Origin of the sequence: Nonomuraea sp. NBC_00507, assembly GCF_036013525.1 — a bacterium.
In the GTDB taxonomy this organism is placed as follows: domain Bacteria; phylum Actinomycetota; class Actinomycetes; order Streptosporangiales; family Streptosporangiaceae; genus Nonomuraea.
On sequence record NZ_CP107853.1, the window covers coordinates 11,391,162 to 11,411,652 of the forward strand.

A 20,491-nucleotide genomic window follows, 5' to 3' on the forward strand; every position below is an offset into this window, starting at 1 on the left:
CGTCGAGCCATCAGAATAGTGATATGTCGCATCTCTCGCTCGACCTGCTCCGCACCTTCCTCGCGGTGCACAGGACCGGCTCCATCACGGCCGCGGCGCAGACGCTCAGCCTGTCGCAGCCGGCGGTGACCGCGCAGGTCAAGGCCCTGGAGTCGGCGCTGGACCGGCCGCTGTTCGACCGGCTGCCGCGCGGCGTCGCGCCCACGCCGGCGGCCGACGAGCTGGCCCGCAGGGTGGCGGCCGCACTCGACGCGCTGGACGAGGTGGTGGGGTCCGAGCTGCCCTCGGGCGAAGCCGTTCATCTGGGCGGCCCGGCCGAGCTCCTGTGCGAGGTGGTCATGCCGATGCTCGCCCCTCTGGTACGGGACGGCCTCCGCCTCCGCACGACCCTCGGCCTGGCCGACGACCTCCTCGCCGACCTGGCCGCCGGGCGCCTGGACCTGGTGGTGTCCACGATCCGCCCCCGGATGCGCGGCGTCCACGCGGATCCCCTCTACGACGAGGAGTTCGTCCTGGTCGCCGCCCCATCCCTGGGGGAGGCGTTGCGGGCGGCCGGGAGCGAGGTCGGCCCTCGCGCGCTGGCCGGGGTGCCGCTGGTGGCGTATGCGGAGGATCTGCCCATCGTGCGGCGTTACTGGCGGAGCGTGTTCGGCAGGCGGCCCACGATGGCCGCCCAGATCGTCATCCCCGACCTGCGCGGCGTGCTCAGCGCGGTCAAGGCAGGCATGGGCGTCTCGGTCCTGCCCGCCTACCTGTGCCGCGGCGACCTGGACGCGGGCACCCTGGTCACGCTCGCCGACCCGGAGGAGCCGCCGATCAATACCGGGTACCTCGCCGTCCGCTCAGGCGCCCAGTCCAGGCCCGCCGTGGCCAGAACGCGAGCCCACCTGCTCAAAGCCTTCCGGGCGAACCCGCTCTCCTAAGCGGGTGCCGAAGGTTCGAATCCTGCCGGGGGCACGCTTCTGACCAGGCGTTTCAGTCTCTGATGGCCTGCGGTTTTCCTGCCGCAGGTCTTTAGCTCGGTGGACCTTGATAGGCAGCCGAGGGCTTCCGTATGCAGCCGTAGGACCATGATCCGGGGATTCGGTCGGGATGATCTTGACGGTGTTTCCCCAGGTCGTGAAGGCTCTACCGCTGTAAACATGCATCGGGTCCTGGCAAGGGGCATACTCCCTCTCCTGAAGCGCCTAGCCCAACGCGCGACCTTCTCGACGTCGATAGACGCTCGATGATCTGGACGTGCCGTGCTCGGTGCCGCGGCGGGTTCGACCGGAGACGGCCTGTCTGTGGCCTCTCGATCACACCTCGGTTGCGCCAGCGCGCCCGTCCGGTGGAGCGTGCGCCGTTCCGCCTCGATCGTCGCCGCCCGCGTGCCATCGCCCCTCTCAAGGGCGTGCAGGAGGGCGGCGCGGGAGGCATCCAACTCATGCAGCAGATCGTCCTGCTCATCGTCATCCCGGCCGGCCATGCGTGACACGGAACACGATGAAAGCCCCCGATGCGGCGCACAACCCTGCTGAGCAGGCTTCGGGCATCGGCTCGGCCATGTCGCCGGGTTCCTCGGGCCTTGGCGAGACCACCGGCAAGGGCGCCGAGACGGACGTCGGCAAGGACGACGGGTCGGATGAGACGTGATCGGTTGGCTGAGAACGCAGATCGAGGCTGACAGGGCGACCGCGGACGAGGCGGGCGCACGTACTTGGCGCTATGTGCCCACGCTGAACGCCGAGGGAAAGCCGACCGCACACGGACTGGACCTGGACGAGCTGCTGATCATCACGGACGTCGGGCCCCAGGATGACGCTCTGCTCCAGCCCGCTGAGGCAATCCGCATCGCCCTGCACGATCCAGCAGACGTGCTCGCCCGCTGTGAGGCCGAGCTGGCCCTGCTCGATGCGCACGACCCGAAGGGTGGCGATGGGCTCCACTGCCCCGTGTTCATTGAGCAGACCGTCGATCCGGCGTCACCGTACCAGCCCGCAGTGCCGCCGTGCCGGACGCTGCGACTGCTGGCGTACGGCTACCGCCACCGGCCGGGTTGGGATGCGGCCTGGGTGCCTGACTGATGGGCGTCTGTGGCGGCACCCCACAACGAGCCTCCAACGAGGGCTGCCCGCCTGCGGCACGCGCAATTCATCCGCCGGACGCGCACTGATCAGCAGACTGGCCTCTGCCCAGGTGAGTCAGCCGCAGGCCTGCCGCAGATCCGTGTACGGAGGGAAGGCGTCGAGGAGGTCGGTGAGCGTGAGCAGCCGAGCCAGTGATCCGTGCACCCCGAGCAGGCGCAGGTAGCCGCCACGCCGCTCAGCCTCCCGCTGCTCGGCGATGAACGCGCTCAGGCCGCTGCAGTCGCAGAAGCCGAGCCCACTCACGTCCACCACGATCTTGACCTGGTCGCGGACGAGCAATTGGGCGCAGGCGCGTGTGAAAGCCTCCCCTGTCCCCAGGTCGAGCTCGCCGTTCAGGCGTAGGACGGTCACGCCGTGATAGTCATCGACCTGCAGCGCCAACCGCGGGTCCGACATCCTGCCTCCAACCACGAACCGAAATAGATGAACTTATCCTGTGCAGACCACCACAGAAGCGGACAAAAAGGTCTCCATACCTTATCCGCCTCCCTTTACCGGATCAGTCAACTCCTCACATGGGAATTGTTAAATACCTGCCTGCCTCATCTCTGTTCGGTCATGAGAGCAGAATGACGGACCACGAACAGCGTCTCGGCGATCAAAGCGGACGGGCATGGTGCATCGTGTGGAACCGCCTCGGATCCGTGGTCGCGGCCACGGGCAGGCGCGGCGGTCGAGTGCAGACTCAGGTGATCTTGGCCATCTGCAAGCCGCAGCAACAGGTCGGATCGTGGTCTCCGCCTTTGCCGGAGCGGCTCTCGACGTTGGGTCAGATTGCCATAAAACCGCAACAGCAGAATATTCTGCTCCCTGGCCGGAAGCGCATTGAGAAGTGGCTTGAGGGCGTGTTTGGCGACCAGCGCGGTCAGCGGGTCATCTTCGTCGGCCAGGAACTCCACCCAGGAGCCCTCATCTTCTTCAAACGGGAGCGTCCAGGGACTGGGCCCCGCTCACCGGGGTCATCTGCTGGGCCGTTCGTGTTCTCGGCGGACCGTCGGCTTCCTTCCCTTGATGGTGCTCCGCCGCAGAGCCCTGATCACCTCATCGGCGGCGTCTTCGGGCACCTCGACCAGAGAGAAACGGTCAGCGATCTGGATCGTCCCGATGTCACGCCCACTCATGCGGGATTCGCCCGCGATCGCACCGACCAGATCCTGCGGCCGCACTCCGGCCGTGCGCCCAAGACCGAAGAAGAGACGGGTCATCCCCCTTGCGGGCATGCGGCCACGCCGCTCCCGGCCTCCGGCCACCTCACGACGTCCCTGCCTGTCTGCCCCGGTCCGCAGAATGACCTCGGGAATCTCCTCCTCCTCAGCCACGGCGCCACCGGACTCATGCGCGAGCTTGACCGCGGCGAGAGCCACCTCCATGACCTCGAACTCATCCGTGAGCGACTCCACCACGACGCGGAAGGGCTCCAGGTCGTCTTGGAGAAGGCTCTCCTCCAATGCGCCGCGGGTCAGCTCAAGGCGGCGTGCGCGCAGGTCGGCGACGGTCGGCAGCCTTTCCACGCCGATCCGCTGCCCCGTCACCCGCTCGATCGACTTGAGCATGCGATGCTCACGCGGCTCGGCCAGAGTGAGGGCCACCCCCTCCCGGCCGGCCCGGCCCACCCTGCCGATGCGGTGGACGTACGACTCGGGTGCGGAGGGTACGTCGTAGTTGACGACGTGCGAGAGTTGCTCGATGTCGAGGCCACGTGCGGCCACATCGGTCGCGACGAGCAGCTCCGCCGTCCCGCTCCGCAGCCGCCCCAACACGCGATCGCGCTGCTCCTGGTCCATCCCCCCGTGCAGCGCCTCGGCACGGTAGCCGCGGCCGTTCAAGGTCTCGGTGAGCCGGTCCACCTCCTCGCGGGTGCGGCAGAAGACGATCGCGGCTGCGGGCGCTTCCACATCCAGCAGGCGCCCTAGCGCCGCGGGCTTGTGCGCCCGGGCGACCACATAGGCGCTCTGCCGCACCAATGGGGCCTCCCCGGGGGCCGCCGCCTCTCGCGCTATCTCGATCCGGACCGGGTCGCGCAGATGACGGCGAGCGATGCCGGTGATGCGCGGCGGAACCGTCGCGGAGAAGAGCACCGTCTGGCGATCCTCTGGAGTCGCCTGGAAGATCGCCTCGATGTCATCGGCGAACCCCATGTCGAGCATCTCGTCCGCCTCGTCCAGCACGACGGTCTGCACACCATGCAGGCGAAGCGTCTCCCGGCTGATGTGGTCGAGTACGCGTCCAGGGGTCGCGACCACGACATCGACCCCGCGCCTGAGCGCCTGCAGCTGTCGGCCGATCGGTGCTCCACCGTAGATCGGGAGGACGCGAGTGCCCATGTTGCGGCCGTAGCGATGGAAGGCCTCCGAAACCTGGATGGCCAGCTCCCGTGTGGGCACGAGCACGAGCGCCACCGGCTCACCGTCGTGAGCTTGGGGCATGCGCTGGAGCACCGGCAGCGCGAACGCCGCCGTCTTCCCCGTACCGGTCGCAGCCTGCCCGAGCAGGTCGCGGCCCTCCAGCAACGGCGGGATCGCCTCGCACTGGATCGGGGTGGGCTCTTCATATCCCAGATCGGACAGCGCACGCAGAAGCTCGGGCCGCAGCCCCAGGTCGGCGAAGCTCGACGCACCATCAGACGTGTTCAAGGCCATCGTCGGCGCCTCCTCCAGCACCCCCTACCTCCGGACGCAACCGGAAAACGCACTCCCCTCTGGTCGCGGGGGCCACGCTCGGCCCTCGTCCAGATATTCCTGCGCACGGGCGTGGGCCGCCTCGTTCTCAACAGGAGCGACGCGAGGTTACCCGCCACCGAGCCCGGCCGACGTGTCTAGTGACCCATCGCCGGTCTTGCCCCGGTGGCGGGGATCGGCAGATGCTCTCGGATGAGGAACCAGCTTGCGGCCAGCACCCACAACGCCGTGAGCACGCCGAGCACAATTGCCACCGGGCCGCCGGGCACCACGGCGCCGCCCGTGTTGACGATCGTGAACGCGCCCAGGACAGCGACCACAGCCACGACTATGGCGAGCCAGGCCATCCACAGTGGGAATATGTTCGTGCGCATGATGGCGGCGGCCGAGGCCCCGAATGGCACGGTCATCGCGATCCCGGTGATGGCATCCATCACGGTCAGCACGGTGTACGGCCCGGCGGCGATGGCCAGCAGAGGCGGATGCGTGGTGATCGCGTAGGTCATCCCGGCGAACATGGATATGCCGATGAATCCGATGGCAGCGAGGAGGACGTATCCCGCGAGAACCAGCGCCGGTGCGTCACTCGTCTCGTCCGCTCGGCGCATAGCGGTGGCCAGCGCCACGCCGAACCACAGGAGCAGCGCTGCCGCGACGGCGTAGAGCAACGCCGCCGCGAGGACTTGGACCCGGCGCTCGGTCAGGAATCCGGAGATCGTCATCGCGGGCTCCGTGAGCTGCGGCGCGCTCCCCATCACCAGGCGCCCGATGAGGGCCGCCAGTATGGAGGCGACGCCGGCCAGCCCGCCCCATCGGAGCTCATGGCTCTGTTTCATCGCCGCTCCCCTCCTCTTCCCATTCCGATAATTCGCTGTCCTTCGCGCTGGCCTCGTCAAGCGCCGAAGGTCCCGACTGTGAATCACACATAAGGGGTGACAAAGAGTGCTGCTGCCCAGCGTGGGCCATTCACCCCTTCAAGACGCTCATCTTCCCAGGACGTCGGTCGTTGAACGATTGCGCAGCGCGAATAGTGGGATAGACGGGAGACGTAACTCAGGCCTTGGACGCGCCCGAAGCGGCCTGCTAGCGGACCTGCGGACACAAACGGGCTCCGCCATTTGTCAGACCCGCCTGTCGCGGTGAAGGCATGCAGGACTGCGTGCCAGGGGTACGCCTACGCCTCGTGCACGGACGTGCTGTCACGGCGCTCGGGTCGGCGGCAATCCGTGTCCTGAAGCGGAGCAGACGCAGCCGGGCAACCGCGGGATGGCGGTTGCCCGGCCCTGGCATCAGCGTTTCATGATGGCGAACACGCCCCAGCCGAGCAGGGGCCGCTGGAACCTCGTATAGCGCAGAGGCTCGCGCGACAACTCGGCCCGCATCTCGGGCGCTAGCTCATCGTTGGGGTTGGCATCCAGCCAGGTCCGGATGTTCAGCCACTGGGCGGCGACGTACCGGTCCCAGCTGTCCTCATCGGCCAGGACCATCTCGACGACGTCGTAGCCCAAGCCGTCGAACAGAGTCACGAGGCCGGGCAACGTCTCGTGGTCCTCCCTCGTCCGCGCGTGGCAGGCCTCGATGGCTTCCTGACTGGGCGGCTCCGCGCGCCAGAACGGCTCGCCGATGAGGATCATGCCGCCTGGCCGCAGGCTGCGTTCCAGTAGCCTGACGGTCCCGGCGACGCCCTGACCGATCCAGGTCGCCCCGACGCATGCCGCGACGTCGACGGGCTCGGCCGCCACGTGCGTGGAGGCGTCGCCGTGCACGAACGTCACCTGGTCGGCGACGCCGAGCTCGGCCGCCCGCTTGCGCGCGGCGGCGAGGAAGACCGTGCTGATGTCCACGCCAGTGCCGGTGATGGCGTGATCGCGGGCCCAGGTGGCCAGCATCTCGCCTTTACCGCAGCACAGATCGAGCACGGAAGCACCCGGGCGCAAGCCGATCGCGGCGCCCAGGGTGGCGAGCTTTTCCGGCGTGTACGGGTCGAGAATCCGGTGGCTGCTCTCCCGGATGGTGAAACTACGTGGCAGATCCAAGGGAATGAGTCCTCACGTGCGATGGCCGAATAACCGAGCTGGGGAGATTACGCACGCGATCGACCCACATATAAAGCAACTCCTCCGTCACGAGATCGTGATCCGCGACCCTAGCCCGCGCTCAAGCGCGCGGTAAACCGAATTTGTGGCGGATGAGATCCAGGTCATACCTGGCGGCCGGCTACCGCGGGCGATGTCACACTCCCCGAGATGAGGGCTCTCTCAGAGCAACAACCAGGTGCCGACGAGTCACGCCGCCACCGGACGATTTCCCTGGAGCTCTCATGTCCACCGCCTACGCCGCCACCGCCCTGGTGACGATCGCCGCCAACACCTTTTCCGGCTTCGCCGCCATGACCCGCCTCAAGCCGATCATGCGTACCCTCGGTCCCGCGCTCGACCGGGCCGGGGTGCCGGAATCGTGGCTGGTCTTCCCCATCGGCGCGCTGAAGGCCGCGGGCGCCCTCGGGCTGGCGCTCGGTCTTCTCGGCGTGCCCTTGATCGGTACGGCTGCCGCGGCCGGTCTCATCCTCTACTTCGTCTGCGCCCTCTACACGCACCTGCGGGTCTACGACTTCTCACCGCAGTTCTTCCTGGCAATCGTGTTCCTCGGACTGGCAGTGGGCACCCTGGCTTTGGATCCCACACTGGCGCTGAACGTCGCCGGGTGACTGCGCCCTGTGCGGTCACCGCGGGAGCGCCGCCCGCGGTGACTGCGGCATGTCAGGCAGAGAAGGCGCCGGCCTGCTCGGCAGCCCATTGCGCGAAGGTGAGCGCGGGGCGGCCGAGGATGTTCTCGGTCGCCTGGGAGACCAGACCTGCCTGCAGGTAGGAGCTGGCCTGCAGCTTGAGGTAGCCGTCGAGGAGGTGCACCGGGAGACCTCCCCGCGCCATGGCCTCACGGGCGACCTCGTGCGGGACCTCTTCGAAACGCAGCGGTCGGCCGATGGCCTTGCCGATGGCGTTGACCATGTCGCTTTGGGTCATGATCTCTGGGCCGGTGAGCACGGGCTTCTGCCCGGCCAGATCGTCATGCAGGAGGGCGTGTGCGGCCACGGCCGCGATGTCGCGCTCGTGCAGAGGAGCCCATGCGGCAGCGCCGTACGCGCTGCGCACCACGTCGCCGTGACGGATCTGTGCAGCCCAGGACGAGACGGTGTTGGTCGCGAAGTAGCCGGGCCGGACCGCTGTCCACTGAAGACCGGACTCCTCGGTCGCGGCTTCCACCTCCTTGTTGTATTCGCCGCGCAGCCGAGACGGCTGCTGGTCGAAGGGGTGGTCGACGTTCAGAGCGGACATGACGACGGCCTTGGTCGCCCCGGAGTTCTGGGCGAGCCTGAGCAATTCACCGGTGGATTCACGGACGAGGCTCGGCTCGTGGCCCTGCCCCATGGCGCGCGGGTGGACGAACACGGCGTGAACGCCCTTCATGGCATCGGCGATGGAGTCCGGGTGGGAGGGGTCGCCTACTGCTCGTTCCACTCCCGCGGGGAGTGGGGCATCTGGATTGCGCGTGACCGCGCGGATCGGCACGCCGTCGGCGAGGAGCAGCTCGACCAGGTGACGACCGACGAGACCGGTTGCTCCAGTGACGAGAATCATGATCTTCCCTTCATGACGCCTGTCCAGGTAATATGAGTTTCGTAACGTATGGACAGCGTACCATGTGCTTTGTGATGGATAAAATATGAGTCTCATAACAGATGGCGACGGGCGTCAGCGGCGACGGCTGGCCAGTGCGGTGAAGGAGGAGCTGCGCGACCTGAACATTCAGTTGTCGCTGCTCAACCGGCGATTCGGGACGTCCGTGGATCTCAAGGACGTCGACTGGGACTGCTTGGACTTGATCAACAGGTCCGGCCCGCTCACCCCCAGCGCGTTGGCGGCCCGTGCCGGCCTGCATCCCGCTACGCTCACCGGAATCCTCGACCGTCTGCAACGCGCCGGCTGGATCACGCGCGAGCGGGACCCGGAAGCTGCCGACCGCCGGGCCGTGACCGTCCGGGCCAACCGTGACCGCAACGCTGAACTCTTCCGGCTCTTCGCGCCGATGAACGAGCGTATGGACGTCCTGTGCGCTGACTACAGCGAGGCCGAGCTCGAGCTGCTCGCGGATTTCCTCCGGCGGGTCACCGACGCGGGGCGCGAGGCCACGAGAGAGCTCGCCGGAGACTAGGACTACATCGATCCGCGCTGTCCTCGGCCGGGGCGCTGGGCCTCCCGGGCCCGGCGGGTCGAACGGGAAGCCCGTTACGCCGGTCGGCGAGCTCACGGGGCGGTGGTACGGAGGAATTCCTCGGCGAAGGCCTACGTAGCCTCGTCAACCGGGGGAAGTGCGTTCCCCAGCGAGTCCTGCAGGACGGGGCGCAGCAGCATGTGTCCTGCCATGAGGCCGATCATGAGCTGGATGAGGAGCGGCGGCGGGAGTGGCCGCAGCAGACCGGCTTGGATCTGCACGGTGCAGCAGGGCACCGAGGCTGGCCACCATCCTGGGCAGGTTGGCCTCCAGCATCCGGGCGGCCGGCGGCCAGCGCCTCCACGACTTGCCCCGACGGGCTGGTCACCCAGCCCTGCTCATGGCGGGTGATGTAGTCCACAGAGATCCCCGCCAGCAGTGCCAGCTCCTCCCGGCGAAGCCCTGGTGCCCGTCTGTGGCCACCTGCGGGAAGCCCGGCCGACTCCGGGCGACGTGCAGGGCCTGCCAGGCCGGGCAGGGGCGACGCCGCCAGCCTGATGGCCGTACCGTCAGCAGCGTACGCCTACCCGGGCATCGCGTATCCCGCCTGGATCAAGACGCCGCACTTAACTGGACAGGAGAACAATGCGCGCTGTGATGAACACCGACGACGGCATCCGCACTGTCGAGGTCGAGGAGCCGGGTGGAGCAGGGGTCCGGCTCTCGGTGGCCGCTGTGGGAATCTGCGGCACCGATGTCATGTTCGTTGGCGCCGGCGTGACCGGATTCATCTATGGGCACGAGTTCGCCGGAGTCGACGGCACCGGCAACCGCTATTTCGTCGAACCGACCATCCGTGGCGGGGAATGCGCGGAATGCCGCGCCGGTAACCCACAGCGGTGCACCGAAGCCGGCCACGGAACCCTCGGGATTTACCGCGACGGCGGCCTGGCCGAAGCGGTCGTGGTGCCGGAATACACGTTGTTGGCTCTGCCCTCGCAGCTGGACGTGAAGGACGCCTGCTTGATCGAACCTGGCGCCGTCGCCTGGCACGCGGTGCGCCGCGCGCAGGCGCAACCAGGAGAGCGCATTCTCGTGGTCGGTGGGGGGTCGATCGGGCTGCTGGCAGCCGCCGCGGCCCAGCACCAAGGATTGGACGTCGATGTGGACACCCGGCACAGCCATCAGCTGACCGCCGCCGAGCGACTGGGATTCGGCGGACCGAGCGGAACCTACGACGTGGTGATCGATGCGGCCGGCAGTGAGTCGAGCCTGGATCGATCCGCGGACGCCGCACGCCCGGGAGGCCGGATCATCTCCTTGGGCGTGTACCGGACCACGATGCCGATCCCGGCGACCAAGAGCCTGGTCAAGGAGCTGACCTACATCACCAGCATCGCCTACGGCAGGCACGAAGGGGTCCGCGAAGTCGAGGAAGTCGCCTCCATGTTGGCCAAGAAACCCGAAATCGCGCAGACGGTCATCACGCACCGGTTCCCGCTCGAAGAGGCACGGGAAGCGTTTCGCGTCGCGGCCGACCGCGGAGCCGGTGTGATCAAAGTGGTCATCGAGCCCTGATCAGGCGCCATGCCGAAGGCCGTCAGCGCGCTGACGGCCTTCGGCTCGAGGGCGGGCCGGCTGACCGTCACATGCCGGTGGTGAGGACCATGCGGTAGCGGGCGTCGCCGGACAGCATGCGCTTGTAGGCCGCCTCGACCTCGTCCAGAGGGCGGGTCTCGGTCATGGGGCGGACGCCGGTCAGCGCGGCGAAGCGCAGGGTCTCCTCGACATCGCGTGCGGTGCCGGACGGGTGGCCGTGCACGGTCCTGCTGGTCGCGATGAGCTGGAACGGGCTGACCTGGATGGGTTCCGGCGTGGCGCCCAGCACGATGAGCTCGCCGTTGTGACGCAGTCCGTCGATGGTGGCGCTCATGGCCTCGGAGCTGGCCGCGGTGGCGAGCACAACCTTCGCGCCACCCAGGGCCTGCAGCCGGTCGGCCACGTCACCGGCGTTGCCGTCGATGTAGTGGTGGGCGCCGAAGCTCTTGGCCGCCTCGGCCTTGTCCTCGCCCCGCGCAATGGACACGGTCTCAAATCCGAGCTTGGCGGCGAACTGCACGCCCAGGTGGCCGAGGCCGCCCAGGCCGAGCACGGCGACGAGGTCACCCGGCTTGGCCGGGCTGCGCCGCAACGCGTTGAACGTGGTCACCCCGGCGCAGCCCATGGGCGCGGCCTCGACGGCGGTGATCTCATCGGGGATGCGGGCCAGCGCGGACGCGGGAACGACCACGGCCTCGGCGTAGCCGCCCGGGTAGGCCCAGCCGGGAACCTGGATGCGCGTGCAGTGGATGAAGTCGCCTTCGCGGCAGGCCAGGCAGGCTCCGCAGTTGCCGCCGAACCAGCCGACGGCCACCCGGTCGCCGGCATCCCAGCCTTCGACACCGTCACCGACCGCGTCGATGCGTCCGGCGATCTCGTGCCCGGTCACCAGCGGGAACGGCACATGGGGGAAGGCGGCGTTGACGAACGCCGAGTCCGAACGGCAGACGCCACAGGCCTCGACCGTCAGGCGGACGTGGCCGGGGTGTGGCTCTGGCAGCTCGCGCTCGACCACGCTGAACGGACCGCCGGCCTCGGTGACCTGGGCGGCGCGGAAGGTCAGCGGCTTGGCAGAGGTTTCCGTGGACATCATGAACTCCTTCGAAGGAGGTGGATGGCGAAGGGGAACCGGTCGCGCCGGACCCCTTTCAAGTAGACGTGTCCTGTACCCTCCACAACCGCTCTGAGCAGGCCCTGAACGGGCAGGTACGGTGAAGGCAGGTACTGACAGGGCCACCCTCCTGCGGGCGCGTCGCCCGCAGCCGGATCACACTGGTGCTATGGACCGTAGGAGCGAACTCGCCGGCTTTCTGCGCTCCCGGCGCGCCCGGATCACCCCCGACCGGGCAGGACTGCCGGAGGACGCCCGCGCCCGGCGAGTGCCCGGACTTCGCCGCGACGAGGTCGCCCGCCTCGCCGGCGTGAGCACCGAGTACTACACCCGTCTCGAACAGGGCCGCGCCGGCACCCCGTCCCCGGAGGTCGTCGAGGCCCTCGCCCGCACCCTCCAACTCGATCCCGCCGAGCGCGAGCACCTCATCGACCTGCTGGCACGGCCCACACCCGCGCGCCGTGCCCCGTCCGCTCCGCAACGGGTCCGCCCGGGCCTGTATCTCACGCTTCAGACCCTGGAGCACGTCCCCGCCTTCATCGTCGGCCGACGCACCGACATGCTGGCCACCAACCGCCTGGCGCGCGAGGTCCTGACCGACTTCGACGCCCTCCCCGCCCCGCAGCGCAACCTCGCCCGCTACTACCTCCTGGACCCCGACGCCCGCGACCGCGTCGGAGACTGGGAGCAGATCGCCGCCGAGACCGTCGCCATGCTCCGCCTCGAAGCCGGCCGCTACCCGAACGACCGGCGGCTCGCCGATCTCGTCGGCGAGCTCACCCTGCGTTGTCCCGAATTCAGCACCTGGTGGAACGACCACCGCGTCCTGCGCCGCACCCACGGCACCAAGTGCTACCACCACCCCGAAGTCGGGGAACTCCACTTCTCCTACGAGAGTTTCCAGCCCCCCGGCGACCCCGACCAGGTGCTGTGCGTCTACAACGTCGAACCCGGCTCCCCCACCGCCGACGCGCTACGGCTGCTGAGCAGCTGGGCCGCCCCAGGCGCCCCTCCCCCTCCGCGGAGGCACGGTGACCGCCATGCTGATCGGTGAGTCGGCCTCGATACGCTCCGCGTGACGCAACAGCAGATCACGCTTCCCGCCCAAGTGGGCCCGGCCAGAAACGTGGCTTGATCTGCGCTGGTCCCGGCACTTGCGCGCCTCTGCGCGGCACACGACGCGATCGTGGTGCACCCCGCTCCGCGCATGGCGTCTGGCGCGTGGTGCTTCGACGCTCACTGACTTGTCAGGCATGAAGGTCAGTGCGCTGTGCACGATCAACGGAATGCGGCCAACGCGACCGGCTGCCACTTCCGCCATGTGGCAAGCCGTTCCTCGTACTCGGCCGCAACCTCTTCGAACGACGTGCCGAAGAAGATCCGCGCCGGCGGGTCGTCGGTGTCGGCCAACTCCAGGATCGGTCCGCGCGTCGCCTTCGGGTCGCCGAGATCCCACGCGATTTCGGCGGACGCGCGGACCTCGGCGTAGTCCGGGTGCTCGGCACTGATGCGGAGGCTGCCGCCCCCGAAGTCGGTCGAGTACGGCCCAGGCTCCAGGCAGATCACGTCGATGCCGAAGTGCGCGACCTCCTTGCGCAGCGACTCCGACAGCCCTTCCACCGCCCACTTCGACGCGTGGTAGGCGCCGATGCCGGGGAACGCCCGGACGCCGCCCTCGCTGGTGACCTGAATGATCCGGCCGTGCCCCTGCGCGCGCAGCACGGGCACGACCGCCTGCGTCACCCACAGCGTGCCGAAGAAGTTGGTCTCCATCATGGCGCGGATCTCGGACTCGGTCAGCTCCTCGACCATGCCGAACTGACCATAGCCCGCGTTGTTGACCACCACGTCCAGTGCGCCGAAGTGCTCGGCCGCCTGCCGTACGGCCGCGAACACGGCTGCGCGGTCGGTGATGTCGAGTCGCAGGGGCAGGACGGCGTCGCCGTGCTTCTCGGTGAGAGGACGCAGGTGGTCGAGGTCGCGTGCGGTGGCGGCGACCCGGTCGCCGCGCTCGAGCGCGGCCTCCGCCCACTCGCGGCCGAACCCCTTCGATGTGCCGGTGATGAACCACGTCTTGGACATCGTCTTCACCTCTCTTTGATCGATGCCTTTCATAGCAACAGTAGCATGGGCTGCATTAATTGCATGCGTGGTATCCTTGTCGCATGGAGGGCAGGCGAGATCGGAAGAAGCGGCAGACCCGCGAACGGATCCAGACTTCGGCGCTGGAGCTGTTCACGTCACGCGGCTACCGCAACACGACCATCGCGGCGATCGCCGAGCACGCCGACGTCGCGACGCGGACCGTCACGCTGCACTTCCCCACCAAGGAAGACCTGCTGTTCGCCGACGACCCGTTCGCCCCCGAGTCATTGGCCGCCCGCCTCGACACCCGGCACGGCACCGCCCTCGACGCCTTCGGCGAGTGGATGCGCGCCACGATGCGCGCGCTCGACGAACGCGACGCCGACCAGGGCCGCAAGCCCGGCGAGACCTGGTCCCTTCGCACCAAGCGCGCCACCCTGATAGCCGAGGACGAGGACCTCCGCGGGCGCGCCCGCGCGAGCTACTACGAGCTGGAGCGCCTGATCGCCGCCGCCATCGGCAAGGACCTCGGCCTGCCGCCCAACGCACTGGCCCCGCGCCTGACCGCGTACACCGTGGTGGGCGGCCTGCGCGAGCTGTACATGACCCATGAGGCCCGCCACCGCGAGGCCGCTACCGAAGAGCTGCTGCCGCTGGTCGACCGCGTGCTCGACTTCGCCCGCGCGGGCCTGGCGGAGCTCACGGCCGAACCCCCGCGCGTTCGGCACGAAGTGGCGCACGCAGGCCCCGAAGGTGGATCACATGGTCTCCAGGGCGGCCATCATGAGCAGCACGGAGAACGAGCACCCGCCGAGAAGAAGGACCCCCGAGGCGGCGAGCGCGATCCTGGCCGAGAACAGGCGCCGCAAGATCAGATAGGCCACTACGGTACCTAAGAAGGCGAACACGGGGAGATAGGGGACAAACAGGCAGGTAGCGCCCACAAGGAGGGCGCAGGCCAGAGGAACCACCGCCCTGCTTCCACCCCGTAGATCACGACGCGTGGCCACAAAGGCGACACCCCCGGCGAGTACGGCGCACACCGCGATCATCACGATGACGAAGTAGTCCACGAATAGCCTCCGACTCGGCGGACTTCACCACAAGGCATTGGTCACCACGTCTGATCCCGCCCGGAGCCAAAAGGTTCGATCTTGCGGACGTCGTCGGCTCGTTCCTGGGCGTCGCCCACGAGCACGTGGGTGTTGTCGCGGACGCCACCAGCATCTTCAGATGCCTGGATGACGGCCTTACCCGTCGGTGGCCAGGCGGTCGAGCCACTCGTCGAGGAGATGTCCCTCCGCCTCGCTGAGCGTTGTCTGCTGGGGCAGGACAGCGCGGAGTGCCCGGGCGGCACCGGCGGGGCCCGGGTCCTGCACGGCCGGCTTCTCTGTGGTGACGGCGGTGACCATGGACTCGCGCATGGCGGTCAGCAAGGCCGGGTCGCGCCGGTCCTCGGGGAGTGACAACCAGGTGAGCACGGCACCGCGCGCCGTGGCGTGGATGAGGGCGGCGGCGAGCGGTTCGTCGACGCGTAGCCTGCCCGCGGCGGCGAGGCGGCGGATGCGCCCGAGGAGGATCTCCATGCCGGTCCTGAACGCGGCCGAGTCCGTGCCGCGCCGGGGCTCGCCGTACATCATCGCGTAGAGCGCGGGGTTGGCGAGCCCGAATTCGACGGCGAGGTCCCAGCCCGCCCGCAGATCCTCCACAGGGTCGTCCGGGACGGGGACGGCGCGCTTGGCCTCGAGGAACTTGGCGTAGCCGTGCTCGGCCACCGCGCCCAGCAGCCCGTCCATGTCGTCGAAGTGACGGTAGATCGCCGGGGGCTGCACCCCGGCCGCGGCAGCGACCGCGCGGGTGGTGACCGCGTCGCGCCCCTCGCGCGCCAGGAGGTCGGCCGCGGCCTCGATCACCCGCTGGCGGGTCAGCTCTCGCCCGCCGGCCGCCCCCTCCGGCATGGAGCCGGAGGTGGTGTCCACCCTTGTTCTAGGCATGGATGCAATGATACGACCGAGACCGGATCGATGTGAGTATCGCTGATATCAGCTGCCAGGGCTCAGGGGCTTACCAGGGCAAGGGTCGTTGAGGTCCGTCTTGGTGAAATCGGGCTCCACCGCGTTGATCCGCAGGTTCGGGAACGCCTTCGCGTACTGCACGGTGATCATGTTGACCAGGGAAGCGGAGCGCTGCAGCAGCGCCGGCGTTGTTGATCAGCACGTCCAGCCCACCGTCGGTCTCGATGGTCTTGGCCGCGGCGGCGACGGAGGCGTCGTCGGTGACATCGAGCTGTACGGTCCGCTCGCCCGCTCCGCCGTCCCCATCGGAGTTCGACAACGTCAACGCCGGGTCACACGGTCTCGGCATGTGTCAGGTCGCTGATCGCTGCGAGTTCTTCGTGTTGCAGTTCGACCAGATCACGGGTCTCACTGGGCGCGTCGACCCACCGGACGAAGGCCGTTTTGAACACCAGAACGACCAGTTCACCGGCCAGGCAAGCGGTCACCTCGGCGACGCCGCGTGCGACGAGCGCGGCGGTCACGGCGTGGGAGAGCTTGGCCAGCTTGAGCAACTCGCGCTCGCGCAACTGCTCGTTCGCCGTGATGATCTCGTTCCGCACGCGGGCGAAATCCCGGCCCCGCATGTCCTGCAGGGTCCCGCCCCCGGCATCGAGTGCCGCGACGAGCAGGCCGGCCACGGACGCGTCCGGTGGCGCGTCGGCGATCGCGTCCACGAAGACAGCCTCGAGCTGCTCCTCGCCGGCGAACAGCACCTCGCGCTTGTCCGCGAAATGCCGGAAAAACGTCCGCTCGGTCACCCCGGCCCGCTCGGCGATCCCGGCCACGGTCGTCGCCTCGAAGCCGTCCTCGGCGAACAGCTCCATCGCCGCCCGCTGCAGGCGATCCGACGCCCCAGGTGCCCAACGTGCCATGTCCGGATCGTAGCCGGAAACAGAGTGATGACATAGCCTGACATCAGCGCTAAGCTGAGTGATGTCAGCATCTGACATCACTCAGTGGAAGCGAGCACACCATGCACGTCTTCGTCACCGGAGCGTCCGGATTCATCGGCCGCGCCGTCGTCGCCGAGCTCATCGCCGCCGGTCACGAGGTGACCGGCCTGGCCCGTTCCGAGGCATCCGCATCCGTCGTCAAGGAACTCGGGGCGGACGTCCACCGCGGCGACCTCGACGACCTCGAGCAGATCCGCCAGGGCGCGAACGCGGCCGACGGCGTCGTCCACCTCGCCAACAAGCACGACTGGGCCAACATCGAGGTCTCCAACCGCGCCGAACGGGCAGCCGTCCAGACCATCAGCGACACGCTCGCGGGGTCCGATCGGCCGTTCGTGCTCGCGTCCGGCCTCGCCATGGCGACCGGCCTCGGACGGCCGTTGACAGAGCAGGATCCCAATCCCGCCGCCGGCCCGGACTCACCGCGCGGCGGCGCCGAGAACCTCGCGCTGACCTACGCCGACCGTGGCGTACGCGTCATCCCCGTCCGCTTCGCCCCGACCGTCCACGGCGAAGGCGACCACGGCTTCATCTCCATCGTCGCCCAAGCCGCCCGGCAACGCGGAGCCTCCCTCTACCCCGGCGAGGGAGGCAATCACTGGCCCGCCGTCCACCGGTCCGACGCCGCACGCCTCGTCCGGCTCGGGCTCGAGAACGCCCCCGCGGGCACGATCCTGCACGCCGCCGCAGAGGAGGGCGTGCCCATCCGGCGGATCGCCGAAGCACTCGCCGACCGTCTCGGCGTGCCGGCGACGTCCGCCCCGGCAAAGCAGATCGCCGACGAGATCCCATTCGTCGGCTGGTTCCTGGGCGCCGACATCGTCGCCACGAGCAAGATCACGCAGGACCTGCTCGGCTGGCGACCCACCGGCCCCACCCTTCTGGAGGACATCGCCGCGGGCCACTACGACCAACCCTGAACCGCCATCGTTTCGACAACACATCCAAGCGGGATCCACCATGAGCAAGTACGACGGCAAGAGCGCCGTGATCACCGGAGGCAGCAGTGGGTTCGGCCTGGCCACCGCGCTTTCTGGCCGACGCAGGCGCACGGCATCGGCGCCCTCGCCGACCTGGTGAAGGCGGAGCTGGGCACCACCGGCGCCGAGCTGGTCGTCGACGGCGGGGCCCGCAGCTCTGACGCCGCGCCAACGCGGCGGCACCCACTCCCGGGTGCCGCCCGTCGGTGTCAGGTGTCGAAGCGGCGGCGGGCGCCCTCGACGTGACCGAAGTATTGGTGGGTCCAGCCGCAGATCAGATCGACCGTTGCGCGCAGGGCTTGGCCCGGCTCGGTCAGGGTGTACTCGACCCGCGGCGGCACGGTGGGGTGCACCTTTCGCTCGGCCAGGCCGTTGCGCTCCAGCATGCGCAGGTTCTGGGTGAGCATCTTGTGGCTGATGCCCTCGACCTCGTTCCGCAGCTCGCTGAAGCGCAGGGTGCGCTCACCGAGAGCCTCGATGATCAGGAGGGCCCACTTGTTGGCGACATCCGAGAAGATCTCCCGCGCCAAGGAGTCCGCGCGCCTCAGGTCCGCGTCGTCGGCTGATCCCCTGAACTGCTTGGTCACCATCAGGTTCCCCAGTCACTAAAAAGTGCGTTCTTCCACGTCAGCGAACACTCTCCTATGGTTTCTGAGTAACTGCAAGAGAGCACGGGTGTCGTGGTTCGGCAGAACGCGGGCCCACAGCTACCTGGACAAGGAGGTACGCGGCATGGCCATCACCCTGGTGAACCCCAGCGGATTGCCGGAAATCGAGGTTTACCGGCAGGTGTCGATCGCATCGGGATCGCGGCTCGTCTTCATCGCCGGGCAGGTCGCCTGGGACGCCGAGGGGGTCACGGTCGGCGAAGGCGACCTCGCCGCGCAGGTCGAGCAGTGCTACCTCAACATCGGCACCGCCCTGGCCGAGGTCGGCGCTTCCTTCGACGACGTGGCGAAACTGACCGTCCACGTCGTCGACTGGACCCCTGACAAGATGCCCTCGCTCCTGGAGGGGATCTCGCGGGCGGCGGCGAAGCTGGGGGTTACTCCGGTTCCCCCGGCCACGCTGCTCGGTGTTGCGGCACTCGACGTCCCCGACCACCTGGTCGAGATCGAAGCCATCGCGATCCTCGACTGAACAGAGCGCTCACCCCATCCAGACGGAAGACTGATCAGGAAATCTCATGGCTGTTTCGCTCATCAACCCTGACGGGCATGTCCGAGTCCCGATCTACCACCACGTCGCGGTGGCCACGGGGAGCAGACAGGTCCACATCGCGGGACAAGTCGCCTGGGACGAGAACGGCGACCTCGTGGCACCGGGCGACCTCGCCGGACAGGTTGCCCAGGTCTACCGCAACGTCGCCAAATCACTCGACGCGGTAGGAGCGACGTTCCACGACGTCGTCCGCTTCACCTGGTACGCCGCGGGCTGGAAGAGAAAAATGTACGACGCCTTCAACGCGGGCATTGAACAGGCGGCGCGCGAGTTCGATCTCGCTACGCCGCCGCTCGCGCTGATCGGGGTCGACATCCTCTTTGAGCCCGGCATTCTCATTGAGGCCGAGGTCACCGCAATCATCGATTGAGGCCTGGCGTCGGCGGGTGCGTCAGCCCGCGGCCTTGGCGTAGCGGCGGGCCAGGTGCGCGAAGGCGTCCTTGAGCTCGGCCGGCCCGACGACCTCGATGTCGGCGTCGAACTTACCGATGCCGGCGGCCAGACCAGGCCATGACCAGGAGCCCAGGAGGAGGCGGCAGCGGTTCGGCCCGAGTTCCTCGACGACTCCGTCGCGGGTGTGGCGGGACACGACGGCGGCGGGGAGGTCGAGGATCACCTCGCCGCGGCAGGGCCAGTCTCCAGAGTCGTGGGAGCCGCGGAACCTGCCGGCCACGAAGGCGGCCACATCGCCGCCGGGCAGCTCGCGCGGCGTGAAGCGGGGCCCGTTGGGGGTGCGCGGGGTGATCCGATCGGCACGGAAGGTACGCCAGTCCTCGCGGTCGAGGTCCCAGCCGACGAGGTACCAGCGCCCTCTCCAGGTGACGAGGTGGTGGGGCTGCACCCGGCGGGGCGGGGTACGCACGCCGTCGTCGTCCGCCTCTGGCGGGGCGGCGGGGGTGTAGTCGAAGCGCAGCACTTCGCGGGCGTGGACGGCGGCGCTGACGGCCACGAGCACGCTGCTGTCGACCTGTGGATCGGGCCGGGTCGCGGGCGGCTCGACGGCGGTGACCTGGAGGGTGTCGATGCGGCGGCGCAGCCGCGCGGGCATGACCTGCCGGACGGTGGCCAGCGCGCGTGCCGCGGCTTCCTCGATCCCGGCGCCGGTGGTGGTGGCCATCTGGAGCGCGACGGCCAGGGCGACGGCCTGCTCGTCGTCGAACAGCAACGGGGGCAGCTCCGTGCCGGCGTCGAGCCGGTATCCGCCGTCGGGCCCTTTGAAGGCCACGATGGGGTAGCCGAGCTCGCGCAGCCGGTCGACATCGCGGCGTACGGTGCGCGGGCTGACCTCCAGCCGCTCGGCCAGCAGCGCCCCGGGCCAGTCCCGTCGCGCCTGGAGCAGCGAGAGCAACGCCAGCAGTCGCGCTGATGTCTTCGGCATGACTCCATAGTGCCTGGAGAAGAGGACACATCCTGGCCGCTTCAGCTGCGATCGTCCTCCCGTACCCGAGAACAACCACCGGAAGGAC

The 20,491-nt window shown here is 68.6% G+C and carries 27 protein-coding genes; 12 read left to right on the forward strand and 15 right to left on the reverse strand.

All coding sequences use genetic code 11. The features are described 5' to 3' along the window. Positions 1 to 23 precede the first annotated feature (23 nt). The 4 genes from OHA25_RS54195 to OHA25_RS54210 all read left to right on the forward strand — a co-directional run bounded on the left by OHA25_RS54195 (position 24) and on the right by OHA25_RS54210 (position 2,066). Positions 24 to 923, forward strand: coding sequence for a LysR family transcriptional regulator (locus OHA25_RS54195; protein WP_327584645.1), 900 nt, complete (start codon positions 24 to 26; stop codon positions 921 to 923). 386 nt (positions 924 to 1,309) lie between these two features. After that, positions 1,310 to 1,474, forward strand: coding sequence for a hypothetical protein (locus OHA25_RS54200; RefSeq protein ID WP_327584646.1), 165 nt, complete (start codon positions 1,310 to 1,312; stop codon positions 1,472 to 1,474). An 11-nt stretch (positions 1,475 to 1,485) separates the two neighbouring features. Next, positions 1,486 to 1,635 (forward strand): hypothetical protein, encoded by a 150-nt coding sequence (locus OHA25_RS54205; protein ID WP_327584647.1) that lies wholly within the window; start codon positions 1,486 to 1,488, stop codon positions 1,633 to 1,635. Next, positions 1,632 to 2,066, forward strand: a complete 435-nt coding sequence (locus OHA25_RS54210; RefSeq protein WP_327584648.1) for a DUF6221 family protein — start codon at positions 1,632 to 1,634, stop codon at positions 2,064 to 2,066. The genes OHA25_RS54205 and OHA25_RS54210 overlap by 4 nt, the downstream gene beginning before the upstream one ends. 117 nt (positions 2,067 to 2,183) lie before the next feature. Here the strand turns inward: OHA25_RS54210 and OHA25_RS54215 are convergent, their stop codons facing one another. The 5 genes from OHA25_RS54215 to OHA25_RS54235 all read right to left on the reverse strand — a co-directional run bounded on the left by OHA25_RS54215 (position 2,184) and on the right by OHA25_RS54235 (position 6,843). Then, complete coding sequence (locus OHA25_RS54215; RefSeq protein WP_327584649.1) at positions 2,184 to 2,525, reverse strand: STAS domain-containing protein; 342 nt, start codon at positions 2,523 to 2,525, stop codon at positions 2,184 to 2,186. A gap of 146 nt (positions 2,526 to 2,671) precedes the next feature. Further along, the gene (locus OHA25_RS54220) at positions 2,672 to 3,028 is read right to left on the reverse strand and encodes a hypothetical protein (RefSeq protein ID WP_327584650.1); all 357 of its coding nucleotides are present in this window, start codon (positions 3,026 to 3,028) and stop codon (positions 2,672 to 2,674) included. Between the two features lie 60 nt (positions 3,029 to 3,088). Beyond that, positions 3,089 to 4,768 carry a DEAD/DEAH box helicase gene (locus OHA25_RS54225; RefSeq protein ID WP_327584651.1) on the reverse strand — a complete coding sequence of 560 codons (1,680 nt, stop codon included), beginning with the start codon at positions 4,766 to 4,768 and terminating at the stop codon, positions 3,089 to 3,091. Between the two features lie 176 nt (positions 4,769 to 4,944). After that, positions 4,945 to 5,643, reverse strand: a complete 699-nt coding sequence (locus tag OHA25_RS54230) for a hypothetical protein (protein WP_327584652.1) — start codon at positions 5,641 to 5,643, stop codon at positions 4,945 to 4,947. Positions 5,644 to 6,096: 453 nt separating this feature from the next. Next, entirely contained in the window at positions 6,097 to 6,843 is a 747-nt protein-coding gene (locus OHA25_RS54235; RefSeq protein ID WP_327584653.1) for an SAM-dependent methyltransferase, read from the reverse strand. 284 nt (positions 6,844 to 7,127) lie between these two features. Here OHA25_RS54235 and OHA25_RS54240 point away from each other — a divergent pair, with 284 nt between their 5' ends. Then, the gene (locus OHA25_RS54240) at positions 7,128 to 7,514 is read left to right on the forward strand and encodes a DoxX family protein (RefSeq protein ID WP_327584654.1); all 387 of its coding nucleotides are present in this window, start codon (positions 7,128 to 7,130) and stop codon (positions 7,512 to 7,514) included. A gap of 52 nt (positions 7,515 to 7,566) precedes the next feature. Here the strand turns inward: OHA25_RS54240 and OHA25_RS54245 are convergent, their stop codons facing one another. After that, complete coding sequence (locus OHA25_RS54245; protein ID WP_327584655.1) at positions 7,567 to 8,445, reverse strand: SDR family oxidoreductase; 879 nt, start codon at positions 8,443 to 8,445, stop codon at positions 7,567 to 7,569. An 85-nt stretch (positions 8,446 to 8,530) separates the two neighbouring features. Between OHA25_RS54245 and OHA25_RS54250 the strand changes: the two genes are divergently transcribed. Continuing rightward, positions 8,531 to 9,019 carry a MarR family winged helix-turn-helix transcriptional regulator gene (locus tag OHA25_RS54250; RefSeq protein ID WP_327584656.1) on the forward strand — a complete coding sequence of 163 codons (489 nt, stop codon included), beginning with the start codon at positions 8,531 to 8,533 and terminating at the stop codon, positions 9,017 to 9,019. A gap of 131 nt (positions 9,020 to 9,150) precedes the next feature. Here OHA25_RS54250 and OHA25_RS54255 read toward each other — a convergent pair whose 3' ends face one another. Together OHA25_RS54255 and OHA25_RS61725 are read right to left on the reverse strand one after the other, a co-directional pair. Continuing rightward, positions 9,151 to 9,300, reverse strand: coding sequence for a hypothetical protein (locus tag OHA25_RS54255; protein ID WP_327584657.1), 150 nt, complete (start codon positions 9,298 to 9,300; stop codon positions 9,151 to 9,153). Beyond that, on the reverse strand, positions 9,240 to 9,578 hold the full coding sequence (locus tag OHA25_RS61725) for a helix-turn-helix domain-containing protein (protein ID WP_442942246.1): 339 nt from the start codon (positions 9,576 to 9,578) through the stop codon (positions 9,240 to 9,242). Before OHA25_RS61725 ends, OHA25_RS54255 begins: the two co-directional genes overlap by 61 nt. A 98-nt stretch (positions 9,579 to 9,676) precedes the next feature. On the opposite strand from OHA25_RS61725, the gene OHA25_RS54265 reads away from it, so the two are divergent. Then, positions 9,677 to 10,597, forward strand: a complete 921-nt coding sequence (locus OHA25_RS54265; protein WP_327591183.1) for a zinc-dependent alcohol dehydrogenase — start codon at positions 9,677 to 9,679, stop codon at positions 10,595 to 10,597. Positions 10,598 to 10,664: 67 nt separating this feature from the next. Here the strand turns inward: OHA25_RS54265 and OHA25_RS54270 are convergent, their stop codons facing one another. Then, the gene (locus OHA25_RS54270; protein ID WP_327584658.1) at positions 10,665 to 11,711 is read right to left on the reverse strand and encodes an alcohol dehydrogenase; all 1,047 of its coding nucleotides are present in this window, start codon (positions 11,709 to 11,711) and stop codon (positions 10,665 to 10,667) included. A gap of 187 nt (positions 11,712 to 11,898) precedes the next feature. Between OHA25_RS54270 and OHA25_RS54275 the strand changes: the two genes are divergently transcribed. Continuing rightward, positions 11,899 to 12,783 (forward strand): helix-turn-helix transcriptional regulator, encoded by an 885-nt coding sequence (locus OHA25_RS54275; protein WP_327584659.1) that lies wholly within the window; start codon positions 11,899 to 11,901, stop codon positions 12,781 to 12,783. Positions 12,784 to 13,007: 224 nt separating this feature from the next. On the opposite strand, the gene OHA25_RS54280 is transcribed toward OHA25_RS54275, so the two are convergent. Beyond that, a complete protein-coding gene (locus OHA25_RS54280) occupies positions 13,008 to 13,811 on the reverse strand; it encodes an SDR family NAD(P)-dependent oxidoreductase (RefSeq protein WP_327584660.1) in 804 nt (267 codons plus the stop codon). An 83-nt stretch (positions 13,812 to 13,894) separates the two neighbouring features. On the opposite strand from OHA25_RS54280, the gene OHA25_RS54285 reads away from it, so the two are divergent. Further along, entirely contained in the window at positions 13,895 to 14,710 is an 816-nt protein-coding gene (locus OHA25_RS54285; RefSeq protein ID WP_327584661.1) for a TetR/AcrR family transcriptional regulator, read from the forward strand. Between the two features lie 354 nt (positions 14,711 to 15,064). Here the strand turns inward: OHA25_RS54285 and OHA25_RS54290 are convergent, their stop codons facing one another. From OHA25_RS54290 to OHA25_RS54305, 3 genes are all read right to left on the reverse strand, one after another. After that, positions 15,065 to 15,808, reverse strand: coding sequence for a TetR/AcrR family transcriptional regulator (locus OHA25_RS54290; protein ID WP_327584662.1), 744 nt, complete (start codon positions 15,806 to 15,808; stop codon positions 15,065 to 15,067). Positions 15,809 to 15,856: 48 nt separating this feature from the next. Next, positions 15,857 to 15,979: a hypothetical protein gene (locus OHA25_RS54295; RefSeq protein WP_327591235.1), complete on the reverse strand. Its 123-nt coding sequence runs from the start codon at positions 15,977 to 15,979 to the stop codon at positions 15,857 to 15,859. Positions 15,980 to 16,161: 182 nt separating this feature from the next. Continuing rightward, positions 16,162 to 16,743: a TetR/AcrR family transcriptional regulator gene (locus OHA25_RS54305; RefSeq protein ID WP_327584663.1), complete on the reverse strand. Its 582-nt coding sequence runs from the start codon at positions 16,741 to 16,743 to the stop codon at positions 16,162 to 16,164. 101 nt (positions 16,744 to 16,844) lie between these two features. Here OHA25_RS54305 and OHA25_RS54310 point away from each other — a divergent pair, with 101 nt between their 5' ends. Further along, entirely contained in the window at positions 16,845 to 17,744 is a 900-nt protein-coding gene (locus tag OHA25_RS54310) for an SDR family oxidoreductase (RefSeq protein WP_327584664.1), read from the forward strand. A gap of 269 nt (positions 17,745 to 18,013) precedes the next feature. On the opposite strand, the gene OHA25_RS54315 is transcribed toward OHA25_RS54310, so the two are convergent. Beyond that, positions 18,014 to 18,394, reverse strand: coding sequence for a winged helix-turn-helix transcriptional regulator (locus OHA25_RS54315; protein ID WP_327584665.1), 381 nt, complete (start codon positions 18,392 to 18,394; stop codon positions 18,014 to 18,016). A 142-nt stretch (positions 18,395 to 18,536) separates the two neighbouring features. Between OHA25_RS54315 and OHA25_RS54320 the strand changes: the two genes are divergently transcribed. Together OHA25_RS54320 and OHA25_RS54325 are read left to right on the forward strand one after the other, a co-directional pair. Then, positions 18,537 to 18,944 (forward strand): RidA family protein, encoded by a 408-nt coding sequence (locus OHA25_RS54320; protein WP_327591184.1) that lies wholly within the window; start codon positions 18,537 to 18,539, stop codon positions 18,942 to 18,944. A 46-nt stretch (positions 18,945 to 18,990) separates the two neighbouring features. Then, a complete protein-coding gene (locus OHA25_RS54325; protein ID WP_327584666.1) occupies positions 18,991 to 19,395 on the forward strand; it encodes a RidA family protein in 405 nt (134 codons plus the stop codon). 21 nt (positions 19,396 to 19,416) lie between these two features. On the opposite strand, the gene OHA25_RS54330 is transcribed toward OHA25_RS54325, so the two are convergent. Then, entirely contained in the window at positions 19,417 to 20,403 is a 987-nt protein-coding gene (locus OHA25_RS54330) for a helix-turn-helix transcriptional regulator (RefSeq protein WP_327584667.1), read from the reverse strand. Between the last annotated feature and the right edge of the window lie 88 nt (positions 20,404 to 20,491).

Coding starts and splice junctions, on each gene's coding strand:
- OHA25_RS54195 (WP_327584645.1), top strand. CDS start 24: ATGTCGCATCTCTCGCTCGACCTGCTCCGCACCTTCCTCGCGGTGCAC.
- OHA25_RS54205 (WP_327584647.1), top strand. CDS start 1,486: ATGAAAGCCCCCGATGCGGCGCACAACCCTGCTGAGCAGGCTTCGGGC.
- OHA25_RS54215 (WP_327584649.1), bottom strand. CDS start 2,525: ATGTCGGACCCGCGGTTGGCGCTGCAGGTCGATGACTATCACGGCGTG.
- OHA25_RS54225 (WP_327584651.1), bottom strand. CDS start 4,768: ATGGCCTTGAACACGTCTGATGGTGCGTCGAGCTTCGCCGACCTGGGG.
- OHA25_RS54230 (WP_327584652.1), bottom strand. CDS start 5,643: ATGAAACAGAGCCATGAGCTCCGATGGGGCGGGCTGGCCGGCGTCGCC.
- OHA25_RS54240 (WP_327584654.1), top strand. CDS start 7,128: ATGTCCACCGCCTACGCCGCCACCGCCCTGGTGACGATCGCCGCCAAC.
- OHA25_RS54245 (WP_327584655.1), bottom strand. CDS start 8,445: ATGATTCTCGTCACTGGAGCAACCGGTCTCGTCGGTCGTCACCTGGTC.
- OHA25_RS54250 (WP_327584656.1), top strand. CDS start 8,531: ATGAGTCTCATAACAGATGGCGACGGGCGTCAGCGGCGACGGCTGGCC.
- OHA25_RS54265 (WP_327591183.1), top strand. CDS start 9,677: ATGAACACCGACGACGGCATCCGCACTGTCGAGGTCGAGGAGCCGGGT.
- OHA25_RS54270 (WP_327584658.1), bottom strand. CDS start 11,711: ATGATGTCCACGGAAACCTCTGCCAAGCCGCTGACCTTCCGCGCCGCC.
- OHA25_RS54275 (WP_327584659.1), top strand. CDS start 11,899: ATGGACCGTAGGAGCGAACTCGCCGGCTTTCTGCGCTCCCGGCGCGCC.
- OHA25_RS54280 (WP_327584660.1), bottom strand. CDS start 13,811: ATGTCCAAGACGTGGTTCATCACCGGCACATCGAAGGGGTTCGGCCGC.
- OHA25_RS54285 (WP_327584661.1), top strand. CDS start 13,895: ATGGAGGGCAGGCGAGATCGGAAGAAGCGGCAGACCCGCGAACGGATC.
- OHA25_RS54290 (WP_327584662.1), bottom strand. CDS start 15,808: ATGCCTAGAACAAGGGTGGACACCACCTCCGGCTCCATGCCGGAGGGG.
- OHA25_RS54295 (WP_327591235.1), bottom strand. CDS start 15,979: ATGATCACCGTGCAGTACGCGAAGGCGTTCCCGAACCTGCGGATCAAC.
- OHA25_RS54305 (WP_327584663.1), bottom strand. CDS start 16,743: ATGGCACGTTGGGCACCTGGGGCGTCGGATCGCCTGCAGCGGGCGGCG.
- OHA25_RS54310 (WP_327584664.1), top strand. CDS start 16,845: ATGCACGTCTTCGTCACCGGAGCGTCCGGATTCATCGGCCGCGCCGTC.
- OHA25_RS54315 (WP_327584665.1), bottom strand. CDS start 18,394: ATGGTGACCAAGCAGTTCAGGGGATCAGCCGACGACGCGGACCTGAGG.
- OHA25_RS54320 (WP_327591184.1), top strand. CDS start 18,537: ATGGCCATCACCCTGGTGAACCCCAGCGGATTGCCGGAAATCGAGGTT.
- OHA25_RS54325 (WP_327584666.1), top strand. CDS start 18,991: ATGGCTGTTTCGCTCATCAACCCTGACGGGCATGTCCGAGTCCCGATC.
- OHA25_RS54330 (WP_327584667.1), bottom strand. CDS start 20,403: ATGCCGAAGACATCAGCGCGACTGCTGGCGTTGCTCTCGCTGCTCCAG.